Source organism: Chitinivibrionia bacterium, from assembly GCA_009779925.1.
In the GTDB taxonomy this organism is placed as follows: domain Bacteria; phylum Fibrobacterota; class Chitinivibrionia; order Chitinivibrionales; family Chitinivibrionaceae; genus WRFX01.
In genome coordinates, this window is sequence record WRAZ01000001.1 from 161,569 (window position 1) to 180,359 (window position 18,791).

At 37.8% G+C, this 18,791-nt stretch carries 17 protein-coding genes; 9 read left to right on the top strand and 8 right to left on the bottom strand.

All coding sequences use genetic code 11. The features are described from left to right. Positions 1-4: 4 nt before the first annotated feature. From FWE23_00730 to FWE23_00760, 7 genes are all read right to left on the bottom strand, one after another. A complete protein-coding gene (locus tag FWE23_00730; GenBank protein ID MCL2843970.1) occupies positions 5-1,087 on the bottom strand; it encodes a glycoside hydrolase family 99-like domain-containing protein in 1,083 nt (360 codons plus the stop codon). Between the two features lie 12 nt (positions 1,088-1,099). After that, positions 1,100-2,440, bottom strand: a complete 1,341-nt coding sequence (locus tag FWE23_00735) for a hypothetical protein (GenBank protein ID MCL2843971.1) — start codon at positions 2,438-2,440, stop codon at positions 1,100-1,102. 1 nt (position 2,441) lies between these two features. Continuing rightward, entirely contained in the window at positions 2,442-2,954 is a 513-nt protein-coding gene (gene pseH, locus FWE23_00740) for a UDP-4-amino-4,6-dideoxy-N-acetyl-beta-L-altrosamine N-acetyltransferase (protein ID MCL2843972.1), read from the bottom strand. Next, entirely contained in the window at positions 2,955-4,088 is a 1,134-nt protein-coding gene (gene rffA / locus FWE23_00745) for a dTDP-4-amino-4,6-dideoxygalactose transaminase (protein ID MCL2843973.1), read from the bottom strand. It abuts the gene before it with no gap. A 66-nt stretch (positions 4,089-4,154) separates the two neighbouring features. Next, positions 4,155-5,528 carry a hypothetical protein gene (locus FWE23_00750; protein ID MCL2843974.1) on the bottom strand — a complete coding sequence of 458 codons (1,374 nt, stop codon included), beginning with the start codon at positions 5,526-5,528 and terminating at the stop codon, positions 4,155-4,157. Next, positions 5,521-6,420: a DUF268 domain-containing protein gene (locus FWE23_00755; protein ID MCL2843975.1), complete on the bottom strand. Its 900-nt coding sequence runs from the start codon at positions 6,418-6,420 to the stop codon at positions 5,521-5,523. Before FWE23_00755 ends, FWE23_00750 begins: the two co-directional genes overlap by 8 nt. 3 nt (positions 6,421-6,423) lie before the next feature. After that, positions 6,424-7,362: an FkbM family methyltransferase gene (locus FWE23_00760; protein MCL2843976.1), complete on the bottom strand. Its 939-nt coding sequence runs from the start codon at positions 7,360-7,362 to the stop codon at positions 6,424-6,426. 142 nt (positions 7,363-7,504) lie between these two features. Between FWE23_00760 and FWE23_00765 the strand changes: the two genes are divergently transcribed. The 6 genes from FWE23_00765 to FWE23_00790 are packed head-to-tail and all read left to right on the top strand — an operon-like array spanning position 7,505 to position 13,496. Continuing rightward, a complete protein-coding gene (locus FWE23_00765; protein ID MCL2843977.1) occupies positions 7,505-8,686 on the top strand; it encodes a winged helix-turn-helix transcriptional regulator in 1,182 nt (393 codons plus the stop codon). Beyond that, positions 8,683-9,459, top strand: a complete 777-nt coding sequence (locus FWE23_00770) for a glycosyltransferase (GenBank protein MCL2843978.1) — start codon at positions 8,683-8,685, stop codon at positions 9,457-9,459. The genes FWE23_00765 and FWE23_00770 overlap by 4 nt, the downstream gene beginning before the upstream one ends. 13 nt (positions 9,460-9,472) lie before the next feature. Then, entirely contained in the window at positions 9,473-10,432 is a 960-nt protein-coding gene (locus FWE23_00775) for a capsular polysaccharide synthesis protein (protein MCL2843979.1), read from the top strand. Then, entirely contained in the window at positions 10,429-11,427 is a 999-nt protein-coding gene (locus tag FWE23_00780; protein MCL2843980.1) for a hypothetical protein, read from the top strand. Before FWE23_00775 ends, FWE23_00780 begins: the two co-directional genes overlap by 4 nt. Before the next feature lie 15 nt (positions 11,428-11,442). Further along, positions 11,443-12,570, top strand: a complete 1,128-nt coding sequence (locus tag FWE23_00785) for a glycosyltransferase family 61 protein (GenBank protein ID MCL2843981.1) — start codon at positions 11,443-11,445, stop codon at positions 12,568-12,570. 11 nt (positions 12,571-12,581) lie between these two features. Continuing rightward, entirely contained in the window at positions 12,582-13,496 is a 915-nt protein-coding gene (locus FWE23_00790; protein ID MCL2843982.1) for a glycosyltransferase, read from the top strand. Between the two features lie 289 nt (positions 13,497-13,785). Here the strand turns inward: FWE23_00790 and argJ are convergent, their stop codons facing one another. Beyond that, on the bottom strand, positions 13,786-15,000 hold the full coding sequence (argJ, locus tag FWE23_00795) for a bifunctional glutamate N-acetyltransferase/amino-acid acetyltransferase ArgJ (protein MCL2843983.1): 1,215 nt from the start codon (positions 14,998-15,000) through the stop codon (positions 13,786-13,788). A gap of 123 nt (positions 15,001-15,123) precedes the next feature. Between argJ and FWE23_00800 the strand changes: the two genes are divergently transcribed. Genes FWE23_00800 through FWE23_00810 form a run of 3 tightly spaced genes read left to right on the top strand, consistent with a single transcriptional unit; the run spans position 15,124 to position 18,789 of the window. Further along, the gene (locus FWE23_00800) at positions 15,124-16,311 is read left to right on the top strand and encodes a LysM peptidoglycan-binding domain-containing protein (protein MCL2843984.1); all 1,188 of its coding nucleotides are present in this window, start codon (positions 15,124-15,126) and stop codon (positions 16,309-16,311) included. 12 nt (positions 16,312-16,323) lie between these two features. Beyond that, positions 16,324-16,527, top strand: coding sequence for a SlyX family protein (locus FWE23_00805; GenBank protein ID MCL2843985.1), 204 nt, complete (start codon positions 16,324-16,326; stop codon positions 16,525-16,527). 33 nt (positions 16,528-16,560) lie between these two features. Beyond that, the gene (locus tag FWE23_00810) at positions 16,561-18,789 is read left to right on the top strand and encodes an InlB B-repeat-containing protein (protein MCL2843986.1); all 2,229 of its coding nucleotides are present in this window, start codon (positions 16,561-16,563) and stop codon (positions 18,787-18,789) included. Positions 18,790-18,791 lie beyond the last annotated feature (2 nt).

Consider the following 18,791-nt stretch of genomic DNA (forward strand, 5'->3'; position numbering starts at 1 on the left):
AAGTCTATTTATATTTTTCTAAAACACTCTTTGTTGCTTCCAGATATTTCAATCCCCACTTCAAATCCGGCTCTAAATGATTACCTTCCGCCCATTCGTTCATAGCGTTCAAAAATATAAAATTTTCTTCTTCGCTGTACGGCTCAAATTTTTCACAAGTGTCGGCAAGCCATTTCTCATAAAGTTCGGGAGTAGAATTGTGTAAAACCAACGCTTTTTTCTTTCTTCGCGGAGAATTATCCCAACCGGGATACACTGTCGGATATTCTTTCCATTCTTTTACGGGTTTATACTCTTTCAAAGCAGTATCGACTACACCGCTATACGGATTTACTTTATCTTTAGAACTAAAAAAACTTCTTATTTTTCTTGCTATTCTGAAGAAGTCGTTTTTCTTTGCAAAAATGAACGGCAAAAAATTCCAAGAAGCGTCAAATCCTGTCGGAAGCGGCTCTTTAGACCCATCGGCTCCAAATGCTGTTGCCGATAAAACATAAAGCCCGTTTTCAAAACCCGCTTTTTTTGCCTCTGCATTCCACTTGTTTATCATATCTTCGACATTGGGAATGTTTTTTTGCCTATATATAATAAAAAGAGGTTTGCCGTTAACTTTTATATAGCGCTTATCCTTAAACATTTTAAGTAAATAATTGATGTGATTTAGGTGGTCTTCGTCGCTATATTTTTGCTCTTGAATAATGCATTTTTCATTTCCGCCCCAATTTCTGCCCCAAGATTCGTTTGCCCAGCACAAACAAAAAGGAAAATCGGGTTTGCCGCTTGCCACAATCTCGTTTACCGGTCTTTCCAACAGTTGTTTGCCGTGAAACCAATAGTGATAATAACAAAAACCGTAAATATCGTGTTTTTTTGCCAATTCGGCTTGCGCAATTCTTGCTTCTTCCAAGCGTAAATCGTAAAATCCCAAATCAGCGGGAATATGCGGCTGATAATGTCCCTTAAAGCGCGGAGTTGCTTTTGCAACATTTGTCCATTCGGTAAAACCTTTACCCCACCATTCGTCATTTTCGGGAATCGGGTGAAATTGCGGAAGAACAACACCTAAAGCGCGAAGTTTTTTATTCATTGTTTTCTCCTTTTACAAAGGCCAACTTTTTAATTTAATTTCCTTAAAGTTCTCATACTGTTTGTCGTCTATTTCCAAATCAAAAGTATTTGCATTTAATACGTTTTCAACAACGTTATGTCCTTCAAATTTTTCCAAAAAATGCTCAAAGTTTATGTTTTTGATTCGTTCTTGCTCGTCTTTACTTTGATATAACTTTTCGATTCCTGCTTGCATATCTGAAATATTTTCAAAAAGATAATCATAGTTTTTGGGCAAATATTCGTGAAATGTAAATGCTAAATTATCGGTGTTTTTGAATGCCACAATCGGTACTCGTAAGCTCATTAAATCCACCATAGTAAGCGCGCTCGAATGCGGAATACTATCTATAAAAACGTCGGCGCACTTAAAATATAACTTAAAGTTATCTTTGAAATCCATAAGTATAAACCTCTTGGGCATATTTTTTTTATCAAAGATTTCTTTTTGTTTTTTGTCAAATCTGGTAATTAGTACATGCCATAGATTTTCGTTTTTTTCCAGTAATTTTTTTATCATTTCCAAATACGGAGAAGTATCATTTTCGAAAAGCTTATAAGCCAAACAACCGGTCATAGTACAAATTGCATTTTCGGGAATACCCATATTTCGTCTTACCGTTGCGATTTCTTGCTCGCTAAAAGTCGGCAAATTGTCTTTTGTTAAATAACATAAGCCTAAAACTTTTGTGTTCTTAAATCCTCTGTATTTTTGAGTTAAATAGGCAGTCGCAGGCATACCTTCCCAAATTAAGTGGGCAAAACTCATCCCTAAACTTGAATGTTGCGAGCCTATATTGCAAAAAATAATTTTAATTTTAGTATATTTATTCAGCAAGGCAAGCAAACCAACGGCAAAAGAGTCGTCCATGTGAATAAATGTTATCAACACGCTCGGAGAAAACTTCATCAATTTTTTCATCAATTTTTTCAACAACCCTTTTTCATTCATCCAATCAAAATCGACGCCGCTTATTTTAGAGTATTTTTTAATTTCCGCCACTTTTAAAGAAGCATTTTTTTCAGTGTCGGTCTTTTTGGTTAAAAACAAATTGCTTTTATATTTTTTCGGCAATGCCTGTGCAAAATTTTTCAACAACTCCGTATGCCCTCCCGTACGACCAAGCGTAGATGCAAGAAAGGCTACATTGTTTTTGTTTATAGCGGTATCGGATGCGGGGCGCGGAACAATAGATAAAGCATAGTCGCCAATTTTTTTATCCAGATAACGAGTGTCAAATATGGGATTTATTGCAACAAACTCTTCTTTAAGGGCATAAAACTTAGAAAATTTTCTTCCCCAAGTTTTCCTCATTTTAGTTTTCAAACCCATATTACGAGCCTCTAACTTTTTTTTTAGAATTTACCACTGCCATCAAAAGCATATCTCTGAACTTCCCATCAACAAAAACCGTATCTCTCAAAATACCCTCTTTTACAAATCCCGCTTTTTCATAAGTTTTTATTGCTGGAATATTGTCCGGAAATACTCGTAAATATATCCTGTGTAAGTTTAATTCTTCAAAGGCTATTCTCAATATTTCTATTGTTGCTAAATAACTTAACCCTTTCCCGACAAAATCCTGTTCTCCTATGAAAATTCCAAATTCTCCTTTTTTATGAGTGTTGTCAATATCCCTTATGTAAACAGAACCTATGGGTATATTATCACACAGTATTATATATTGAACCGCTTTTCCTTTGGCAATAACATTTTCAAGCCAATATTTATGACCTTGTTCGGTAAATTGCTCTCTTATGACAAAGTTGTTCATAACAAAATCCGAATTTCTCCACTTTAATATAAGCGGAGTGTCGCTTTCTGTAATTTTTCGTAAAGAAACCATTTATAATCCTCTAAAAAACTGATTTGCTTTTTCTATGACTTTGTTCTGTGTTTCAAAGTCCATTCCATAAAAAAGAGGCAATCTGACTAATGTCTCGCCGACATTGTTTGTGGTTTCCATTTTACCGGCAACGCGTCCGTATTTTTGTCCGGCAGGGCTTGAATGCAACGGAACATAATGAAATACACACATAATACCGCTTTGCTTCATAAAATTTATAAATTTTGTTCTGGTATCCATATCGTTAAACCGCAAATAATACATATGCGCATTATGTTTGCAATTCGCGGGAATAAAAGGTCTATTTATTACACCTTTTTTCTCAAATTCTTCAAAATTTTTATGATAATTATTCCAAAGCTCAATTCGCTTGCCGTTGATTTGTTCACATTTCGAAAGCTGCGGATACAAATATGCCGCAAGCATATCGCTCGGTAAATAAGAACTTCCCAGTTCCACCCAAGTGTATTTATCCACTTGTCCTCTGAAAAACTTACTGCGATTGGTGCCTTTTTCTCTTATTATTTCTGCAAGTTCAATAAAGTTTTCATTATTTACAAGTAATGCCCCGCCCTCTCCGCAAGAGATGTTTTTTGTTTCATGAAATGAAAAACACCCTAAATCTCCGATAGAACCACAAGGTTTATCTTTGTAAAAACTGCCGACTGCTTGTGCTGCGTCTTCTATTACTGCAAGATTATATTTTTTTGCAATCTCTAAAATTTTATCCATTTCACACGAAACACCGGCGTAATGCACGGGTATAATTGCTTTGGTCTTGGAAGTTATTGCTTGCTCCAGTAAGCTTTCGTCTAAATTCAATGTATCATTTTTTATATCCGCAAAAACGATTTTTGCTCCTCGCAAAGCAAAAGCGCTTGCAGTTGTGACAAATGTAAAACTGGGACAAATTACTTCGTCGCCGGGCTCTAAGTTTAGCATTAAAGCGCTCATTTCCAGCGCAGCGGTACAAGAACTTGTTAAAAGCGCTTTCTTTGCACCGGTTTGTTTTTCTAAAATGCTATTACAGAGCTTGGTGTATTTACCGTCGCCGCTTATATGCTTTGAATCTATTGCTTCTTTTATGCAATCAAACTCGTTGCCTAAAAAAGGCGCTTCGTTGAAGTTAATCACGTTTCCTCAGTCTTTCAGAGAATATTTGTAAGATAAAATAATATTTTTCTCAAAGAAGTAGGGAAACTATTTGCAGTTTTTGTCAATTATGGCGCACAATACACCTTTCCCTGTGAAAAAATTATAACCGTGAATATAAAACTTGTATTCCGGCACAAACTGTAAAAAGCAAGCCGGCAATTCTACTATATCCTGCTTACTATAAATGTTAATGGTTAAATCCGGTTTACAACGGCGAATAGTTTCTTTTGCTTCCACTATAGAAGTAAAACTTAAAAAATTTGTTTTACAGGGAAATAATTTGCGAATAAATTTTTGAAATTTACTGCAAAAACGCAAATGTTTATTGCTGTTAGATACATAGTTAAGGTAAAATAATTTTATGAAAATCATTCGCGATTTGTCGTCTTGCAGTTTTTCATAAACATCTAAACCGCTATTTTTTAAGTAATAAGGATGCCGAAGTTGCGACAACGCTTGTTGTATCAACGATTCCTTTTCTCTTATTTCTTTTGCTATATTGCCTGAAAAACTTCGACCAAGTTGTTGAACAATTTTATTAAAAACAATTTCATTATGGTTTCTTACAATGAAATCAACCTTGCCGTGCATAGCCGCGATTCTTGGAATTGCACTTCTATACATAAGACCGTCAATTATTTGATAAATTCGTAGAGAATGTTTCAGAAGAAAATAATCTAAAAAATATTTTGTCCAAACATTTTTTTCGATATTTTTCAGTGAATCGTTACCCGCATGCGCAATTTCTCCGGGAACAACATAAACATAATCTAACTTTTGCACAGTAGTAAGAAATGAAATGCTGTCGGAAGCAACAAATACCTTTTTTTCTAAATTCTCTTTGTGAATTTCGTCTAAATGTTTAAGGCATTGTTTTAAAAACACCTCTCTTTTCGGCGAAGTCAGCACTATTGGGTCATTTCCGCCATCATCTGTAAAATCGCCTAATAATTGCTGAAATCTAAAAGTTGCCGAAACAAAATTGTTGCCAATCCGCTTTAGATGTAAATCAATAGCGTTGCGCAACTCTTCTGTTGGTCGAAATAATTCTTCAAACAATTCGCCGTATTCTTCTTTTTGTGCGAATTCCGAATTGCTTACGACAAATAAGTAGTTGTGATTTTCGCATTTTGCTTTAATTTTGTGAAGCGCGTCTTGCGCCGAATCATAACCTGTAAGGTCTATTTTGTTGTTTTCTTGCTCTGCAACAGCAATCTCTTCTTGCGAGATTTTCCAATTATATTTGTTCGGCAAAAGAAAATCCGACAAGTTAATCGGCTCAACAATGTTTATTTTGAACTGCAATTCAAGATTTTTGCACAACTTATAAATGCTGACAAGCCCTCTTATAATGTCTGTGAGCCCGTATTTTTGCCCCTCATAAACACAAATAACCGTAGGTTTATTACTGTTACTCATTAAAAAAACTTCCCTTTTGTTCTTCCGCTATTTGCATTTGTAGAACTATTTCCAGCAACACTCCGTCACGAGTGCCGGTTTTTTCTTGTTTCTGCAACTCTTTTGCGTGATTTATACGAGATGTAAAATCTTGTTCTTTGATTTCCGAAACATTTTTCAAAACAACAAGCGGTTGTACGTAAGTTCCCAATTCACCGTCAAATATTTCCGCGCTTTTTATATGATAAACGTCTAAGCAAAGATAACCCTTAATCAAAATCGGAAATCTCAGCGCACCATATATGCGATGCGCGTTCCAAGTCAGACAATCTTTGCCATTTGGAACGCCTAAAAACAGCAAACCATCTTCTTTAATCAATGATTTTGTGTATTGCATGGCTTTCAAATCACCGTTTGGCGAAATGGGATCGCCGTATCTTCCGAGCCCGTCGTGTTCAAAGGAAGAGAACGAAATACCTATATCAAATTTCAGCCCCGTTTTTATAAGTTCATTATGCGTAAGTACTTCTATTTTTTCGTGTTCGCAGATTGGTTTGTTGTAATCTACCACATAAACTTTTTTTGCATTTTTCCATATTGCCATTGCTTCACAATTAGGGTCGGTTAAACCAAAAATTAAAACCGTTTTGTTTTCAAGCGAATAATCCGTAAAAGCATCATAGAACGCCCAAACGTCATCGCCATAATATTTGAACAGCTTACCATCTAACTGCGAAAATACGTCTTTATATGCTTGTTGAGTAATTTTTACAGGATTACTTACTGTACCGTCAAAATAATAATCAATAACCGGAATTCTTCCGTTCATAGTAAACTCGCTCTCTAATTCTACCGGAATATTACGCGGCGGACATATTTTTTTCTTGAAAAAACTTCTAATTTTTCTAATCATTACTCACCTCCATTTGTTTTTTTTTTGCGCCCGTATTACTCCTTTTCGTAAATACGGTTCTTTATCGTCCCAGTACACAACCAAGTAACCTTTTGAAAATTCGGTTGCAAAACCGCTTTCTTCCAAAATTGATTTTATGTTTTCCGCATCATCGCTTTTGTGGTATGTGCATAACAGTAATTTCAAATCGTCTTTTTCCCGCCGTGAAAGCGTTTGCGCACAACCGCGCAACATTGCCTGTTCTGCGCCTTCGATGTCCGCTTTAATAACATTGATTTCTTTGTCTTTTATGAAATCGTCAAAAGTTATACATTTCTCATTAGTTGTATCAGAAATAAATTTATTAACAATCTCAACCTTATCTTTCCAAGGTTCAAATGTTTTTTGTAATGCGGTTATCCATTCCTGTTCGCATTCAAACAAATATATTTTCCCGGCTGTTTCTACGTGTGCTAAAGCCCAAACCCCCTCTGCCGCGCCAATGTCGGCAATTACATCGCCAATCTTGGGTGAATATTCCGGAGTATCATATCTGTGCGGAGACCTGTGATCTTGTTCTACACACAGAGAGCAATAATAATTGCGGCAATTTTCCGTATCAAACGCTTGTGGGAAATACAACCGTTTATTGTTGTGTACAACATAATTCATATTACACTCTTCATCTGTAAGGACATTTATGTTTATCGGATTATATTCTTTTATGAAGTCATGCGCATACATCATGTACAAATTGTTGTTTTCAACAAATTTAATTATTTCTGTCGTTTCAGCATTTTGTTCATTTGGGTTTAATCTAAGCAGATAATTTCTGGCATTATTTATTTTTTGATTCAAACAAATTATATCGCTTTTTATTTGTTTGTATTTTTCCAAATCTTTTAAGTTTTTGCTCACTCCGTCACGAAACAAAACACCTATTTTTCTTACGACATTTTTCATAAAAATTAACCACCCTTGTTTTTTTTGTTTATAAAATAATATTAGGCAAAGAAGAAATGATGTGTTATTACTGCTTTATTTAATATTTTCAAATTTTCTGCTTGCCAATATAGTATTTTTGTGCGCGTAAGAAAGGAAAAAAATGGGACTTTTAATAAATGTTTCAAAAATATATAAACAGTGGAAGAAAGCGCGACAAGCCAAAAAAGACCTTCCGGTGCAAGTTGCAATAGCCAAAAAACTGGATAGTTACGTTGCGAATTTTTTAAGCGGGAAAATAGAGCGATTTTCTGCTGTTCCTAAAAAGCCCGAACTCGTCGGCAAAAAAATTATCTGGCAATTTTGGTATCAGGGAATTGATGAAAACACGCCGAAACTTGTCCGCACTTGCTTTGATTCCGTTAAAAAACAAATGAGCGACTACGAAGTAATTGTATTGTCAAGCGAAAATATGAATGAATTTCTCGAATTACCCGAATTTGTTTTCAAAAGATTAGGCGCGGGCGGCTACAAACTCGAAAAACTTGCAAATCTTGTGCGCTTGTACTTGCTCTCTGCTTACGGCGGTGTTTGGCTTGACGCGACAATTTATTTGACTGCGTCCATCGAAGAAAAATACTTGCAAAAAGACTTTTTCGCGCTTCAGCGCGGCGAAACACCTCCGAGCGACCTGAAATATTTTACAAATTTTGACCCGATAGGTCTTTCTTGGTCTGAAAAATCTTTTGTGAGAATGCAAAATTCCTATATGATTGCAAAGCCGAATAATAAAATTATAAACGACCTTCTTTCCATATTGCTTGAATACTGGAAAAAAGAGGAGCAAACAGGGCATTATTTCTTTTTTCAAATTTGCTTTAATCAAATGATGCAACACGACGAATGGAAAAAACAGAATTGCGAAATTGTCTGCTACGCCGATTTTCATAGATTTTTGATAGCGGGATTTGACCGCTTCAACCAAGTGTTATACGACGAAATAACGGCTCGATGCAACGTGCATAAATTGACACTTTACTGGACAAGAAAGAAGATTCCCATCGGCTCATTGGCAGATGTTATTGTGAATAAAAAAGGTCAGAATAAAGGGGACAATAAAGGGGACAATAAAGGGGACAATAAAATATCTGCCAACCAACAGATGATACTAAAATGTATTGCTGATAATTCTGCGATTACAATAACAGAATTATCAGCAATGGTAAAAATTGTTGAAAGCAAAGTGAAAGAAAATATCGCTAAACTTAAAAATATGGGTTTAATCGAACGCATCGGAAGTCGGAAAGTGGGTTATTGGAAAATTACCAACGGAGGGAAAAAATGAAAATCAGCGTAATTATTCCGATTTACAACGCGGAGAAATATTTGAAGGCGACATTAAATTCTATTCGTTTTCAAACATATGAAAATTTGGAAATCGTTTGCGTTTTGGATTGTCCGACTGATAATTCCGCTAAAATCGCCAACGAAATCGCCCGGATTGACAGCCGTGTAAAATTGGTGGAGCATTCAAAAAACAGCGGTTTGCCCGCCGCAAGAAATTCGGGTGTTGAAAATGCAACAGGCGAATATATTCATTTTATGGATTCCGATGATTTGCTTAGCCCTGATTTTTATGAAACAATGATAATTGCTGCGGAAGAAACAAATGCCGATGTCGTAGCGTGCTCTGTCTTTTATGAGAAAAAGCCGAAAAGAAGCATTTGGTTTCAAAAAAGCGAAGTTTTGTCGGAAACTAACGATAAAATCGGAAAAACAGAGGTTGCGATTCAGGGTTGGGCTTGGCGGTATTTAATCAAAAGGAGTTTTTGGAACGAGCAAAAATTTTCTTTTCCCGATTTAGTTCCGATGGAAGATAAACCCGTTATGATTCCTATGATTTATTATGCAAACAAAGTTGTTCTTTGTCCAAATGCCGTTTATTTTTACAAAAATCGGGATTCGTCAATATTGAACAAAAAGTATGACCCTGTTCGAGAAAAACAAAGAAGCGAAAACAGACAAAAAGCGCGAAGTATTTTCAAAAATTTTATGCGAGTAAATAAAATCAAGCGCCCAAATAGATATTTGTATTACATTAAAAAACATTTTGCTTAAAATCGGAGAGAAAATGTTGAAAGTCAGATATAAAATAGTTTCTAAAATAAGTATAACTCTTAAAAAAATAAGAGCGATAACAAGCGTTCCGAAACAAAATAGAGTTGCGAAAAAATTAGACAATTATATCGCGGATTTTTTAGACGGGAAAATAGAAAAATTTACCGCTGTTCCCAAAAAGCCCGAATTAGTCGGAAAAAAGATTTTTTGGCAATATTGGCATCAGGGAGTAAATGAAAATACGTCGAAAATGGTTGTCGAATGTCTTAATTCCGTGAAAAAACACTGCGACGATTACGAAATAATTTTGCTGACCGACAAAATTGTGTGGGATTATGTTGAATTGCCCGCTTTTGTCTTTGAAAAATTCGGAAAAAACGGATTTAGTTTTGCAAAATTGGCAAATCTTGTGCGTTTATATTTGCTCTCAGCTTACGGCGGCGTTTGGCTCGATGCAACAATTTATTTGACAAAGCCAATAGACGAAAAAATGTTGAATGAAGATTTTTTTGCGTTTCAGCGCTCTAAGATACCGCCGCCGGACGCAGATGTTTTTATTAAAGCCGACCCTTTGTATTTCTCTTGGAAACCGACATTTCAAGCAGGAATGCTGAATTCTTTTATGATTGCAAAACCAAATAATAAAATTGTCGTCGACCTGCTTAGTATTTTGCTTGAATACTGGAAAAAAGAGAAAAAAATGGGACATTATTTCTTTTTTCAAATTTTATTTAACCGAATGATGGAGAATTCCGAGTGGAAAGACTTAAACTGCGAAATTATCGGCGATACGGATTGCCACAGATTGCAAATGAAAGCGCTTGAAATTTTTGACCAAAAAGTTTTTGACGAAATTAAAGCAAAAAGCAATATCCATAAATTGACTTACAGATTTGACAAATTTAAGCAAGTTCCTGTAAGCTCTTTTTTTGATGTTATTGCTAATGGGAAAATAATATTGGAGGAAAAATGAAAATTCTTTTTATCAACATCGACAGAAAAGTCGATTATCAAAGTGATGTCGTGTTTCACGGGCTAAAAACATTGTACGGAAGAGACGTTTATGAAATTTCTAATAACTGGTTTATGTTCAACGATATGTCCGAAGAACAAAAACAAAAACTGAAAAGAATGCACGGAAAAGGGTTTTCGACAACAGGATTGCTTGACTCAAAATTAAGAAACGTCATCACAACACGTGAAGTTCGAAAAAAAGTTAAACAGCGTTTTTTTGACCTTGTTGTTTACGGCGCAATATGGCGTTGCCAAAAACACTTTGATTTGATTTCTATTTTTTATCCCAAAGAAAGGATAATATCTATCGATGGCAAAGATCAAACTTATATTCATAGTTTTTTTGCCAATAAAACACTCCATTTTAAAAGAGAATTGATTGATAATCACAAAGGCATATTTCCGATTTCTTTCGCTATTCCCAAAGAGAAAATAATAAACGAGATAAAGCCAAAAGAAAAAATGCTTGCACATATTATACCCGGAGATGTTTCTACGTATATTTATGAAAACGAAAGTGATTATTACCATGATTATGCAATATCTTATTTTGGCAAAACTACAAAAAAATCAGGCTGGGATTGCTTCCGACATTACGAAATAATGGCTAACGGCTGTATTCCTTGGTTTCCGGATTTATCGGATTGCCCCAAAGAAATAATGACCTCTTTTCCCAAAGAACTTATTCTGAAAACTAACAATGTTTTTGATGAAATTTCCAATAAAGCAGGTGTGTGCAACCATGAATTGTTGAATGAATATTGCGAGCAAATCAGAAATTTCACAAAAGAGCATTTAACGACAGATAAAATTGCCGAATATTTAATAAATACTGCTCTTAGTCAAAAGATTATTAAAACCGATAATAAGTCCCCGTTTTTTTTGGCGCTTATTGTTGCTGAACTTTGGAATAAAATAAAAAGAATGATTAACGATATGAAAAATCGTCGTTAAAAAAGGAGAAAACTAATGGCGTTAAAACCAATGATAATTGAAAAAGGAATAATACAGCCGTCTTTTGGTAAAAGCGAAAGGATTTTTCGTACAAGTTTTTTTTCGGCGGGCGTTCTTGACGATAAAGGATGTCCCATACGTCAAAGCAGAACGGTTATTATGGAACAAGACGTTTTATCTCCGTCTCGCATAAATTTATCCAAAACCGCGATAAAATATATTGACGACGACGCGATTTATTTCGGCAGACCTCAAAATCATTTCGGGCATACTTTGGTTGGGACAATGGCGGTTGCTTATATTCTTTTGAATAGCGATTACAAAAATCACAAAATAGTATTTATTGACGAAGAGCCAAGTGAGCCTACTTTAACATTGCTTGGATATTTGGGAGTAAATAGAAATAACGTTATTACAATAAAAGAATACATTCAACTTAAAAGCGTTGTTGTGGTAAAACAGTCGTTTTCTGCGACGTGGATGCCGCGAAACGGCAAAGGTCCATACAGAATAAGTGAAGAATTTATTGATACATTCCGTGCAATTGCAAAGAAATTTTATAAAGAAGACGGAGATTATCCCGACAAAGTATATTTTTCTCGCTCCAAACTACATCCCTTTTTAACTCTTATGAATGAAAACAAGATAGAGCGTGTGTTTGAACAGAACGGCTATAAAATATTTTACCCCGAACAATTGCCGTTAGAAGAACAAATTAAACTTGTTGCTAACGCTAACTTTTACGCTTGTATTGCAGGAACGCTCGAACATCACAGTTTGTTTATGAAAGACGGAGCAACATTGATTGTTATGACAAGAGGCAAAAAACCTGTATATAGACAAGTTTATATAAATAAAATGCAAAAAGCAATTAAGCATATATATTTGCGAACAAACGTTCAACCTTTGGGCGAAAAAGGATTTAGAGGAATTTTAGGCGCAACAAAAGATTTGATTGATTTTTTTGATAATAATAAATTTGTATATGACGCACAAGAGTTAAAACCTAAGTTTCAGGATTTAATAAATTACATAGAATGGCATTTTTCTAATGAACAAAAGCGCACGGAGAAAAACTTAAAGAAAATATTCAAAAAACTCATTACTCACAATAAAAATTTCTGGAAACAAATTAACGGATAAAGGAGAAAACTATGACTTTATGGAAACGCTTCAAAAAGAAGAAAAGAGCCCTGCACGAACAATGGCGCAAATTTAAGAAATTTGTAATAATTCCGTTTGTTAAGCCATTGGAAAGCAAAAAAGATTCGCCGCGATATATCGTTTCTCTGACTTCTTACGGAAAACGATTAAAAGATGTAGCACCTTACGCAATTATTACACTTTTGAACCAAAGAGTAAGACCTGATAAGGTTGTTTTATGGGTAGGACATAAAGATAAAGAAAATATTTCCAAAACAATGAAGTCCTTAACGAAAAAAGGTCTCGAAATTCGTTTTTGCGAAGACATAAGAGCATACACCAAACTTCTTCCCGCGCTTGAAATGTTTCCGGATGATTATATTATCACAGCTGACGACGATATTTATTATCCGAAAAATTGGCTTGAAAAATTGCTGAACAAGCACAAGGAAAATCCTACAAAAATCATTTGTCATCGCGCACACGGAATAAAAGTAGATAAAAACAACAATCTTCTGCCTTATTGTCAATGGAATAATTGCAACGGACAAACTAATCTGAAAAATTTATTTCCCACGGGTGTCGGCGGCATATTGTATCCTCCGAAGTGTTTTCACAAAGATATTAACAACAAAGAATTATTCAAAAAACTTGCCCCCTTTGCCGACGATATTTGGTATTGGGCGATGGCGATTATTAACAAAGAGTATTTCGGTGAAGAATATCCGCATATTGTTATTGAAAACGGTTATTCTATAAAATTACGAAATGTCGATACTAGTCAAGAGGCAAACGAAAATGCATTAGAAAACTACAACGTTCACCAAGATGGAAACGATGTTCAATTCAAGGCGGTTGTTGAATACTATCCGCAGATTAAGGAAGCCTTAAAAAAAATTGAGCCAACCGCAATAACGAAGGATTAAAAGGAGAAAAAATGATAAAATATTTAAGAGAAATACCCGAATTTTTTAACGGCGCCAATCGAAGAAAAATATCTGCAAATGGACTTTTTTGCGCTTCAACGCGGCGAAGTTCCGCCGAAAGACCTGAAATATTTCACGAATTTTGACCCGTTAATCCGAAATTATACGACGAAATATCTGCACGATGGAACGTACACAAATTATCGCTTCATTGGGCGAGAAAAAAGGGACTTATAAAAAATTCGTTTGCGGATGTTATTGTTAACGAAAAATTGCCGAAATCCTAAACTTAAGTACTATACTCCGCATTGATTTTCACATAATCATAACTGAAATCGCAGGTGTGTGCAACGGCAAAGGAGCCGTTTGCAAAGCCGAGGTCGATTTCTATCAGCACTAATTTTGATTTCATTTTTGCGCTTAATTCTGCGGCGTTGAATTTTGCGGGGGAGCCGTATTCAAACACGGGCGTGCCGCATAGTTTTACTACGATTTTTGCGGGGTCGAGTTCCGCGCCCGAATATCCTGTTGCGCACAAAATTCTGCCCCAATTCGGGTCGTTTCCGAACATTGCGCATTTTGTAAGGTTGGAATTTGCTACGGATTTTGCCGCGAGTTTGCAGTCGGTAAAGTTTTTGCCGTTTGAAACGCGAATTTCCACTCTCTTGGTTGCGCCCTCTCCGTCTTCGGCGATTTTTGCGCACAATTCGTTGTAAACCGTGAAAAACGCTTCTTCCACAAGTTTTTTGTCTTCGTCGGTTTTTGCAGAAGTTTTGCTTGCGCCGTTTGCCATTACTATAACCATATCGTTTGTGGAGGTGTCGCCGTCAACTGTTACGTTATTGAATGTGGCGTTAACGGTTTTTTTGTGGAGAGTGTTTAGTGCGTCTTGGTCTAAATTCAAATCGGTGGTGATAAATCCGAGCATAGTTGCCATATTCGGAGCAATCATTCCCGCACCTTTGCAACAGCCGCCGATGGTGAATGTTCCGCTCGAAAGTTCGATTTCATACGCGCACTCCTTTTGTTTGGTGTCGGTTGTCATAATTGCCGTTGCGAAAGAATGCGCGCCGTTTCTCGATAAATTTTTTTCAAGCGCGGGTATGGCGGCGGTAATTTTTTCGACGGGAAGAAATTCGCCGATAATCCCTGTGGAGGCGGTCAGGACGCTTTCGGCTTCCAAATTAAACGCGGTTTCTACATTTTTTGCGACCGTTTTTGCGTCGTCAATTCCGCGTTGTCCAGTGCAGGCATTGGCGTTTCCGCTGTTGCAGATAACGGCGCGAATGTTCTTTGCGGGAAGCATTCCTGAGTTTTGCAAAACGCAAGCGGCTTTAACGCGGTTTGTGGTAAAAGTTCCTGCCGCAACACAGTCAATATCACTGTAAATAATTCCCAAGTCGGAATTTCCCGATTTCTTAATTCCTGCCGTAGTTCCGCAGGCGTAAAAGTTTTTTGCGGCACAAACACCCTCTGATACTGCCGTAAATTTTGGATTTGTCAAAGCAATCCTCCGTTTTTTGCGTAAATTTTGTATAAAATTACATTATTTTCACATAAAATAATACATTGTCGGCGAACTTGTATTATATTTACTATGAAAAATCGTTATTTGTTGAGGAAATGTATGAGAAAACACATAGTGTCGCTTATTATTATATTTGTATTCGGAATATTTGCATTTGCGCAAGTCGGTACACAGCAACCCGAAGCGAATTTAGCGCTTGGGCAAAACAATGCGCCTAATTATACTGTTATCAGAGGCGATAATCTTTGGGATTTGGCTACGACCCATCTGGGCGACCCGTTTATGTGGCGCAGAATTTGGGAATTTAACCGATGGATAGCCGACCCGCACTGGATTTTCCCCGGAAATATGCTTTTTATCCCCGGCATTGCGACTGCTTCCGTTGCAGAGCAGACAATTGTTCCCGCCGCCGAAATTACGCTTTTCGATACCGCGGCAACGCTTCCTCAGATTAGCAACGAACTTGAACGCCAAAACAGGGTTAATTCAAGAAACGCCGAGTTTTTGTCTTTGTTTGAAATGTTCCGTTATCACATATCGCTTGAAGCGCAAATACAACAGCCGTTTGTTTATGAGTTTAACCGCAAAGGCAAACACGTAGGCAGAGCTCGCAGAAACTCTCTGTTCAGGAGTGAAAACGGCGCAATTCGCAGTTTGGGAAAAGTGGTAATCAACGACGGACGACCGCTTGTAAGGCAACATCAGAATGCTAATGTAAAACTTACAATAAGCGAAAGAGAGGCGCAGGAACTTGTGAAAGTCGGCGAAGAACTCGGTTTTTTTGTGCCGAGATATGACATTCGTTGCAAAAACGGCGTTATTGTTGTTCCCGTCGCATTGGGAACGGTCAGAGAAACAGACGGCAATTCAGCGACGATTTTTACAGAACAAGTGTGGGGAAAACTTTCTCGCGGTGCAATACTTGCTCCCGTCCGCGATTTTTATTCAATAAGCACGTCGCTGACGTACAGACCGCTTTCGGACTCGCTTAAAATTCAAGTTGCCGCAAGATTAAGACCGAGCGCACCCATAAAACCGTTTGAGGCAATGTTTATAAATAAGGGAGCCCGCGACGGGATTGTTATGGGCGACCACATAGTTTTAGTAAGCGAGCCTACACGGCGTTCTGTCTCAAGAAGACGCTTTTTTGAGCCCGCAACTTTGGAGGGCTTGGTAGTAGGGGTAGAGGATGGAAGTGCGACGGTAAGAATTACAAGCATTTCCGCTATGACAACCGCCGATATGTTTAACGGTGTAAGAATAGGCAGAGTAGTTGCGAGAGACTAGTTTGTTCTGATTATGAAAGAAAGAATTGTTGCAATTGAGGAGAGAATAGCATTCTACGAAAAAACCGTTGATGAGTTAAGCGGCGTAATCTACGAACAGCATAAAGAAATAGCTGTTTTACAGCAAAAAGTCGCCTCGCTCGAATTATTTCAAAAAACAAGCGGAGACACAGCACTAAAAGACGCAAAAGACGAAACTCCGCCTCCACATTGGTGATATAAACAAAAAACAAGTGAAAGGGTTATTTTTATGGATAAATTATTAAAATCTATTGGCGTGTCGGCGATTTTGGTTGTCGTGAGCTTTCTTTTATTCGGTTGCTTCGGCGGCGGTGGTAGCGGCGGAGGCGGCGGAGGAGGAGGCGGAGGTGGTGGCAGGGACGTATTGATTAATGCCGCGAATGAGGCGTGGGTTAATACTGCTTCTGTCGGTGAGCGTAGCGGATTTATTTTAAGAGCAGACGGTACGATTTCGTGGATTCAAGAGACGAGCGCAAATAATTGGGCTGTCGGTATTAATGGTACTTGGGAGGCTAACAACAATATGCTGACTACGACTGCTTTCGGTGTATCGGTGTCTGCGAGTTATACAGTAATAAACAACGACAGAATAGTGCACAGCGACAATATATTCAACAGAATGAGCGGTGTATTTATCGGCGGCGGTGGTGGCGGCGGCGGAGATATTGGAAATCGAGACAGCCGATTGATAAACACAGCAACCAACGAAGCGTGGATTGAAGAGGGACTTGTTGGCGACCGTGATGGAATGATTTTCAGACAAAACGGCACATTTACGTCGATTTATGAGATAGGTCCAAATGTTTGGACTGACAGTTATGAAGGTATTAGGCTTGAAGGTACTTGGCATACAATTAACAACAATGTTTTGTCTTTATCTCTTTCTCTTTTGGGTATTACGCGACAAGTAAATTATTCGGTAGCCAACAATAACAGAATAGTAATGGACGGCGAATATGTATTTAACAGAACAAGCAATGTAGTAATCGGCGGCGGTGGTGGCGGAGGCACAACTTATACAATAAGTTTTAATTCGCAGGGCGGCTCTTCGCATTCTCCGATAACGGGTGCGGCGGGCTCGCAAATAACTTTACCGACCCCGACCAGAAACAATCATTCGTTTGACGGTTGGTTTAGCGAAGCGCAAGGCGGCACCCGTTTTGGTGGCGGCGGAGCAAGTTTTACTATTACAAGAACTTTAACTATGCACGCTCAATGGACTCAAGGCGGTGGCAGTGGTGGTGGTGGTGATATTGGAAATCGAGACAGCCGATTGATAAACACATCGACCAACGAAGCGTGGATTGGAGGGGGACTTGTTGGCGACCGTGAGGGAATGATTTTCAGACAAAACGGTACATTTGTGGCGATTTTTGAGATAAGCCCAAATGTTTGGACTGATAGTTATGAAGGTATTAGACTTGAAGGTACTTGGCATACAATTAACAACAATGTTTTGTCTTTGTCGTTGTCTCTTTTGGGTATGGAGATTACGGATCAGATGAGTTATTCGGTAATCAACAACGACAGAATAGTAATTGATGGAGATGTATTTAACAGAACAAGTAATGTAGTAATCGGTGGCGGTGGTAGTGGTGGAGGAGGAGGTAGCCAAGACAGCAGGTTGGTTAACATTGCCGCCAACGAAGCGTGGATAGACACCTATTCTGCTGGCAACCGCGACGGATTTATTCTTCGCGCTGACGGTACATATACTGCCGTAAGTGATTTTGGCGGAACTTGGCAATCAAACGGAAGCGGCACGTGGCACACAAGCGGAAACACCTTAACCTTAACAGGTAGCGGCTATTATTCGGGGTCAGGCACTTTCAATCTTTCAAATAATAATAATACTTTGAGCTTTCAAGGCGAAACCTTGCTGAGGACAAGCAATGTAGTAATCGGCGGCGGCGGCGGTGGTAGCGACCCCGGTCCTCGAGACGTCACATTGGTAAACTTTTTCGATAACGAAGCGTGGGTTGAAGAGGGGTTTCTTGGCGACCGAGAGGGAATAATTTTCAGACAAAACGGTACATTTGTGGTGATTTTTGAGACAAGTCCGAATGTTTGGACTGACAATGATGAAGGTTTCAGATTTGAAGGTACTTGGCATACAATTAACAATAATATTTTGTCTTTGTCTTTTTTGGGTATGACGGATCAGATGAGTTATTCGGTAATCAACTACGACAGAATAGTAATTGATGGGCATGTATTTAACAGAACAAACAATATAGTTGTATCGGGGTCTGGTTGGGCGGTCTGGGCGGCTCCCGAATATCCGCAACAAACCCGCAGTGCAAGACAAACGGAAAGTGCTTTCAGGCAAAGATTGCTTGAAAACAGAAACGCAAATCCGCAGACAGCACGCGCACCGCGGCAAGTTATCGGCAATGAAGAAAGCGGCAAGTCGTCGTTTATACAAAATTTGTTTGAGAAGATAAAGAAAAGTCGTTAAAT

What these genes read in the sequence shown, in the direction of transcription:
- FWE23_00770 (MCL2843978.1), top strand. Translation starts at nt 8,683, where the DNA reads ATGAAAATCAGCGTAATTATTCCGATTTACAACGCGGAGAAATATTTG.
- FWE23_00805 (MCL2843985.1), top strand. Translation starts at nt 16,324, where the DNA reads ATGAAAGAAAGAATTGTTGCAATTGAGGAGAGAATAGCATTCTACGAA.
- FWE23_00800 (MCL2843984.1), top strand. Translation starts at nt 15,124, where the DNA reads ATGAGAAAACACATAGTGTCGCTTATTATTATATTTGTATTCGGAATA.
- FWE23_00735 (MCL2843971.1), bottom strand. Translation starts at nt 2,440, where the DNA reads ATGGGTTTGAAAACTAAAATGAGGAAAACTTGGGGAAGAAAATTTTCT.
- FWE23_00790 (MCL2843982.1), top strand. Translation starts at nt 12,582, where the DNA reads ATGACTTTATGGAAACGCTTCAAAAAGAAGAAAAGAGCCCTGCACGAA.
- FWE23_00730 (MCL2843970.1), bottom strand. Translation starts at nt 1,087, where the DNA reads ATGAATAAAAAACTTCGCGCTTTAGGTGTTGTTCTTCCGCAATTTCAC.
- FWE23_00810 (MCL2843986.1), top strand. Translation starts at nt 16,561, where the DNA reads ATGGATAAATTATTAAAATCTATTGGCGTGTCGGCGATTTTGGTTGTC.
- FWE23_00750 (MCL2843974.1), bottom strand. Translation starts at nt 5,528, where the DNA reads ATGAGTAACAGTAATAAACCTACGGTTATTTGTGTTTATGAGGGGCAA.
- pseH (MCL2843972.1), bottom strand. Translation starts at nt 2,954, where the DNA reads ATGGTTTCTTTACGAAAAATTACAGAAAGCGACACTCCGCTTATATTA.
- FWE23_00755 (MCL2843975.1), bottom strand. Translation starts at nt 6,420, where the DNA reads ATGATTAGAAAAATTAGAAGTTTTTTCAAGAAAAAAATATGTCCGCCG.
- FWE23_00765 (MCL2843977.1), top strand. Translation starts at nt 7,505, where the DNA reads ATGGGACTTTTAATAAATGTTTCAAAAATATATAAACAGTGGAAGAAA.
- FWE23_00775 (MCL2843979.1), top strand. Translation starts at nt 9,473, where the DNA reads ATGTTGAAAGTCAGATATAAAATAGTTTCTAAAATAAGTATAACTCTT.
- FWE23_00785 (MCL2843981.1), top strand. Translation starts at nt 11,443, where the DNA reads ATGGCGTTAAAACCAATGATAATTGAAAAAGGAATAATACAGCCGTCT.
- FWE23_00780 (MCL2843980.1), top strand. Translation starts at nt 10,429, where the DNA reads ATGAAAATTCTTTTTATCAACATCGACAGAAAAGTCGATTATCAAAGT.
- FWE23_00760 (MCL2843976.1), bottom strand. Translation starts at nt 7,362, where the DNA reads ATGAAAAATGTCGTAAGAAAAATAGGTGTTTTGTTTCGTGACGGAGTG.